Here is a 7,393-nt window from a genome sequence, read left to right on the forward strand (position 1 = left end):
TACCACTTACCTTTCCATGCATTGTAAGTCACTAAATCAAAAAGCTTTTAAGTTATTGCTAGTTACCCATTAGTGATAACCATTTATTTTTTGGATCATAGGAATCTGGACAAATGTCAAACGCCAAATCTCTTGAACAATTAGAGCAAACGCAAGATTTTATTCGCCGTCATATTGGGCCAAGCCCAGCACAAGTAAGCGATATGCTAAGTGCTCTTGGAGTATCGAGTGTTGAAGAGCTGATCGGTCAAACTGTACCTGCAAGCATCCGCTTAGAAGAAGGCCTAACAATCGGCGAAAGCCGCACTGAAGTTGAAACACTAAGCTACTTAAAATCAGTAGCCAGCAAAAATAAAGTGTTCAAATCATACATTGGTCAAGGTTACCACCCAACTCACGTACCACACGTTATTTTACGTAATGTACTTGAGAACCCAGGCTGGTACACAGCGTACACTCCATACCAACCAGAGATTGCTCAAGGGCGTTTAGAGTCATTACTTAACTTCCAAACTATGACCTTAGACCTAACAGGTCTTGATTTAGCAAGTGCATCATTACTTGATGAATCAACCGCTGCTGCAGAGGCAATGGGCCTTGCAAAGCGTGTATCTAAAGCGAAAAAAGCCAATATTTTCTTTATTGCTGATGATGTACATACACAAACAATCGACGTTGTAGCAACCCGTGCAGACCAATTTGGTTTTGAAGTGGTCGTTGGTCCTGCGGCAGATGCAGTAAACCATGAGATTTTTGGTGCGTTATTCCAATACCCATCAACATCGGGTGAAATTGTTGATATCACTGACTTAATCGCTGGTGTACAAAGCAAAAAAGCGATTGCCTGTGTTGCTGCCGACATCATGAGCTTATTACTATTAAAAGCACCGGGTAAACTGGGCGCAGACGTAGTACTTGGTTCTGCACAGCGTTTTGGCGTACCAATGGGTTACGGCGGTCCTCACGCTGCATTCTTTGCAACACGTGATTCGTACAAGCGTTCATTACCAGGTCGTATCATCGGTGTATCTAAAGACCGTTTAGGTAACGACGCCCTGCGTATGGCAATGCAAACGCGTGAACAACACATTCGCCGCGACAAAGCCAACTCAAACATTTGTACAGCGCAAGTATTACTCGCCAACATGGCAGCGTTTTACGCGGTGTACCACGGCCCACAAGGCTTAAAAACAATCGCACAGCGTATTCACCGTTTTGCTGATATTTTAGCTGCTGGCCTACAAGCTAAAGGCGTAAACCTTAAGCACAGCACATGGTTTGATACCCTAACTGTTGTTAGTGATAACAAAGATGACGTAGTAGCACGTGCAGTTGCAAACGGCGTTAACTTTGCAACTAACCATGACGGCGAATACTCAATTGCAGTATCAGAAACCACAACACGCGCAGACGTAGCTGAACTTTTCGATATCGTATTAGGCGAAGGCCACGGTTTAAGTGTTGATGCAATCGCAGCTGACATTGAAGCAAACGGTAGCGAGTCAATTCCGGCAAGCCTAGTACGTGATGACGAAGTGCTAACGCACCCTAACTTCAATTCGTACCACAGCGAAACTGAAATGCTGCGTTATATCAAGCGCCTTGAAAACAAAGATTTAGCGCTTAACCATTCAATGATCTCGTTAGGTTCATGTACAATGAAGCTCAACGCGACTGCCGAGATGATCCCAGTTACATGGCCTGAGTTTGCTAACCTTCACCCATTCTGCCCGCTAGACCAAGCCGAAGGTTACCAAATCATGATCAATGAATTGCATGATTGGTTGGTTAACATTACCGGTTACGATGCTGTATCACTTCAGCCTAACTCGGGTGCACAAGGTGAATACGCAGGCTTAATTGCGATTCGCAAATACCACGAATCTCGTGGCGATGCACACCGTAACATTTGTTTGATCCCAAGTTCAGCGCACGGTACTAACCCGGCATCTGCACAAATGGCAAGCATGAAAATCGTGGTTGTTGATTGCGACAAAAACGGCAACGTTGATATGGCTGACCTTAAAGCGAAAGCTGAAGCCGTGTCAGAAAACCTATCATGCATCATGATCACTTACCCGTCTACGCACGGTGTATACGAAGAAACAATCCGTGAAATTTGCAACATCGTGCATGAGCACGGCGGCCAAGTTTACATGGATGGCGCAAACATGAACGCGCAAGTAGGTGTGACAAGCCCAGGCTTTATCGGCTCAGACGTATCACACTTAAACTTACACAAAACATTCTGTATTCCTCACGGTGGCGGTGGTCCAGGTGTTGGCCCAATTGGTGTTAAATCACACCTTGCTGAGTTTATGCCTAACCACAGTGTAATCAACGTACCGGGTACTAAAATTGGTAACGGTGCAGTATCTGCGGCGCCTTACGGCTCAGCAGCTATTCTCCCAATCTCATGGGCTTACATTGCCATGATGGGTAGCGAAGGCCTTAAACAAGCCACTGAAATGGCGATTGTAAGTGCAAACTATTTAACACATGAGTTAAGCGAGCACTTCCCAATTTTATACCGTGGTCGCAACAACCGTGTTGCGCATGAGTGTATTGTTGACTTACGCCCACTTAAAGAGCTTTCAGGCATCACTGAAATGGACGTGGCTAAACGCTTACAAGATTACGGTTTCCACTCACCAACCATGTCGTTCCCAGTAGCGGGCACATTAATGGTTGAGCCAACTGAGTCTGAGTCTAAGGTTGAGATCGACCGCTTCATCGAAGCGATGGTGTCTATCAAAGGCGAAATCGACAAAGTAATCTCTGGCGAATGGTCAATCGAAAACAACCCGCTCGTGTTTGCACCGCATACACAAGCTGACGTATTAGGTAATGAGTGGGATCGTGCATACGACCGTTTCTACGCTGCATTCCCAGTACCAAGTGTAGCAAAAGACAAATTCTGGCCTACAGTAACGCGTATTGATGACGTATACGGCGACCGTAACCTAGTGTGTTCATGCCCAGCGGTAGAGACATACCGCGATTAATAATTTTTAGAATTTCCATTTAAAGGTTGGGAATTTATAAAAATTTAAATGCCGTTGCAGCAATGCAACGGCTTTTTTGTGCATGGTAATAAGTCATAAATTATATGAACGTAGGTTGGGTTGAGTGCAACGAAACCCAACGATTCTCCAATATCATTACCATCTCCTAAGCACGTAAATATCTATTGTTTGTAGGTCGCTCTTTAGGGCGAAAAAGCGAGAAAATGAATTCACCACAGAGATCACAGAGGCTTATATTTATTGTATGAGATGGCTTCAGCCACGAATGGTTTACACCAATGTTAGAGTTAACCAGCGTAGGTGCTAAGCTTGCTGGCGCGTGTGTAATCTTTGTTCATTGCGCGCTAGCTGAGGCTTTCTAATTTTCTAACTTTACATATATATTGTCGGGATAAATCCGCGACCTACATTAAAAATCTTATTCAAGGTTTTTTGCTAGATTGCAGGCGGGGTTCCAAGGGGCGGCGGCTGCCGACCACCCCCTTGGAACCCCGCGGCACCCTGAGCATCACGCTTAATCCTTCAAAACACAATTGATGTGAACGTAAACGCCATGCTTGCACATCCATGTGCAAGCATGGCTTTCGTTTCATCCATGAAATGAATTACTCATCAATTGCTTATTTTCAGGGCGTGATGACGGGGGAGGGTGTTAAACGTGGGGTTGGTGTTTAGTCTTGGCAAGAAACAAGACCTGACTCTCTGTATTTTCTATTTTTAGGTACAGAAACTATTACAATTTTTAGTCAAAGGCTTATAATCAAGGTAGGAACAAAGCTAATAAGATTGTGAAAATTAAGGATTCTATGTGATTAAGTTTAATAAGACTGGTGTGTTATTGGTCATTTTGGCTGGGTTAAGCGGCTGCGGTGGAGCTGGCGACGACATACCTGAACAGGAAGTTCCCAATATAGTCGAAGTTTCAAATGTGCTGATTAAAGGAGGTGCATTTAAAGGTCCTTTTGTTAAAGATTCAGCAGTTAAAATAAGTTATATCTCAGAAACCGGGTCTTACCTAGATTCAAAACTAGAAACCAAAGTTTTCGATGATTTAGGTACTTACTCTTTTGAAGTTGAAGAAAATAGCATCATAGAGATAGCCACCTCTGGGCAATATCGAAATGAAATAGATGGAAAAGTCTCAAATAGCCCACTTACTTTAACAGCTATATATAAAGCCGACTCTGATTTAGAGCAGACTGTTAATGTAAATATACTTACACATTTTGTCAGTCGCCGCGTTATTAACCTAATGGCAGAGGAAGATATAGAGTTCGATAGTGCGCTTACTCAAGCAAGAGAAGAATTAGTCGATACCCTTAAGCTAGTTATCCCGACGACGCCGAATTTTCCATTTTTAGACTCTTCAATCTTTGAAACTGAAACAAACGACCACAGTGCGTATTTGCTCACGGTTTCTTCATTATTTTATCAATACGCAATTAATGAATCAGAAATAAAAGCAACTGAACCGAGCTTTGAATTATCGCTAATTGTGAATCAGTTTGATAATCAATTTACAACAAACGGTATTGTTACTGACAATATAATCCTTGCGGGCTTGTTTAAAGCTCAACTAGGTATAGATCCGGTTGTCATTAAAGAAAATCTTTCAGCATGGGTATTAGGTACACCAAATCTACAAGTTCCAAATATTGATTTGTTTTTAGATAGTGATCTCGACGGGCTTGTGAATGAGGCTGATGACGACGATGATAACGATGGTTTAAAAGATAGTGAAGATATAAATCCGATTGAAATAGATGTATTACTTGAAGGTGCCACTGTTAGTACAAATGAGGATAACTCTATAATTATCGATTTATCTCCAATGAACTTCACTGATATAGATTTTTCAGTAAATTTAGCTGCTTGGCCTGAAAATGGAGAGCTGATTATTGATTATCCACAAGCGATTTATTATCCACGTGAAAACTTTTACGGAGAGGACAGTTTTTCTTATAAGTTGATAAGAGAAGGGGTTGAAAGTGACGTTGTATCAATCAATATCTCAGTACTATCGGTAAATGATAAACCTGTAATTGACAACTTTTCATCACAAATATTAATTGCGAATGAAATATTCGAATTTATACCAACTGTTCGTGATGTTGATAGCCCAACATTCACTTTTAAAGTTGAGAATTTACCTGGTTGGGCAACTTTAAATGCTGATAATGGAACAATATATGGTGTTCCTAAAAACTCAGATGTAGGTGTTTATAGTGATATTGAATTATCTGTTTCAGATGGTGATAATGACGTAATTATGCCTAGCTTTTCGTTACAGGTTAACTATTCGCAACTAAACTCCCCTAACAATATTTCAACTGTTTTTTCAGATTTAGATAAGGAAATAAAAGTTGCACAATTTTCTTGGGACAATGTTGTTTACGCAAAAAATTATGAAATTCAATTCTCAACATTTTCTGATTTTAGAACTATATTTAAAAAATCACTTTTAGGTATAAATACTTATGATTTTACAGCTGAGGCTGGGGAATATTTTTATCGTATTAGGACGATCAATCCAGATGACCTTGAAGGTGAGTGGAGTGAGGTTAACTTACTCGAACTTGGTGTATTTAAAGTCAGTTTTGGCGGTGCTAAGAGAGATATTCTAAAAGAGATTGTGCAAACCGAAGATGGTAGTATAGTGATTCTTGCTACAACTCATTCAACTGAAATAAGTAGCACTGCAGGTTCAAAAGGAGATGACTGGATTTTTAAAGTTGATAATCAAGGTCGCTTAATTTGGCAGTATGTTTACCCTTCAGATGGTTATGATTTATTTAATGATTTTGAACTACTAAGTGATGGATCAATTATCGCAGTGGGATTTGATGGGCAAACTAAAAAAGGCATAGCCATCAAGCTTGATAAAGATGGAACACTATTGTGGGATACTCGGTTCGCGCCACAAGGGCATACGACAGGTTACACATTAAGTGATATTGTTAGTGTTGGTGAAAATATATATGTTTCAGGTATTAAATCATGGCCATGCGACAGTTCTGGGTGTAAACAAGAGTTTAATTTTATACATACCTTATCTAGCTTAACAGGAGAGCTTTCTTCTGGAACTGTATTTGTTGAGTCTCAAGGGCATGATTTACGTATTTCAAACCTTAACAAAACACAGTCAGGTAATTTAATCGTCTCAGGTACCGGCATACCAGAGGGCATTGATACTTCGTCTTATTGGTTAAGCGGTACTTTCTTTCAGATGTTTGATAGTGAGTTAAATATAATCTCTAGTTGGGATAATATCGGAGATGATGAGTTATTAGCCGCATATGATATTCTCGAATTAAGTAACGGTAACTTTGCATTAGTTGGGACAAACTCATATGGTAAAACTTATTTTACGGTGTTGGGCCCAACTGGAGAAGCTATCTCTAGTGAAATGCTATCTGATTACTCATATCTCGGTGGTGCTTTATCAGAAGATATAAATGGACATATAGAGATATTGTTAAAGGATGACTCTAATAGCAGTAACTTGTATTCAACGAAAATTGTAAAATTAGATGAGCAGTTAAATATTATAAGTAGTGAAGATCTTACAGGATTAATAATTCGTGAGTCTGCTTTAATAAATAACAAAGATGGCACGTCTACGCTTATTTTAAGTGCAAAGGAGTCAGAATATGAAGAATATGATATTTTAGTTATTAAACAAAAAAACTAACAATATTAGATTAACTATTTCTTTAGCCATGAACCTTTTTAGTAAGGACATAATAGCTGCATTTACTAAAAGTACATATATCGGTCTTAAACTTACGCAAGGTTTAGACCGATTCTTCTACAAAGTGATAATTTAAAAAAATTGAGAACTCACTAATTTCAGTTGTGCATCCTAAGATTAACTCATGCAAAAACCAAAGGGGTCATAAAAGGAACTAATAGGGGTCAGAACTAATAGGGTCAAATCCTGAGGGCTCCCCACAATTGCTAATGAGCTACAAGCACTCACGGCAATCCTTATTTAATTGCTTGAGTGCTTCTAAAAAAGTTTTCAGTTTTATTTTATAACCAAATTTTTCGAAGTATTGCGTCCCCAAACTAAAGCTAGACAGCACGTTTCTATTCTTTATCGTATTCGCCTGAAAGCTTCTATGCACATTCAATATTTTTTCCGTTAAACCTGCTAGCCATAGGATAAAATTAGCAATTAATGCAATCAATAATGCGACATTCAAACGGCCTTTTTCATAGCTACGACAATGACGTAAGTTCAAACCATTACTCGTGTTTTTTAAGTCTCGAAAGGACTCTTCTATCTGCATTCGCTGGCTGTAAATTTTAACCATATCATGCGCTGAATAATTAATATTGCACAGTGAGGTAAAAACAGCTAAATG

The 7,393-nt window shown here is 39.8% G+C and carries 3 protein-coding genes; 2 read left to right on the forward strand and 1 reads right to left on the reverse strand.

The genetic code is table 11. From position 1 onward, the window contains the following. Positions 1 to 113 precede the first annotated feature (113 nt). Together gcvP and ACFI4Z_RS18165 are read left to right on the forward strand one after the other, a co-directional pair. Positions 114 to 3,005 carry an aminomethyl-transferring glycine dehydrogenase gene (gcvP, locus tag ACFI4Z_RS18160; RefSeq protein ID WP_462671771.1) on the forward strand — a complete coding sequence of 964 codons (2,892 nt, stop codon included), beginning with the start codon at positions 114 to 116 and terminating at the stop codon, positions 3,003 to 3,005. Positions 3,006 to 3,834: 829 nt separating this feature from the next. Then, positions 3,835 to 6,717, forward strand: a complete 2,883-nt coding sequence (locus ACFI4Z_RS18165) for a putative Ig domain-containing protein (RefSeq protein ID WP_462671772.1) — start codon at positions 3,835 to 3,837, stop codon at positions 6,715 to 6,717. Between the two features lie 274 nt (positions 6,718 to 6,991). On the opposite strand, the gene ACFI4Z_RS18170 is transcribed toward ACFI4Z_RS18165, so the two are convergent. Beyond that, on the reverse strand, positions 6,992 to 7,393 hold a 402-nt coding region (locus ACFI4Z_RS18170; RefSeq protein WP_462671773.1), incomplete at its 5' end, for a transposase.

The sequence above is a fragment of the Pseudoalteromonas sp. RWi3 genome (assembly GCF_054960735.1).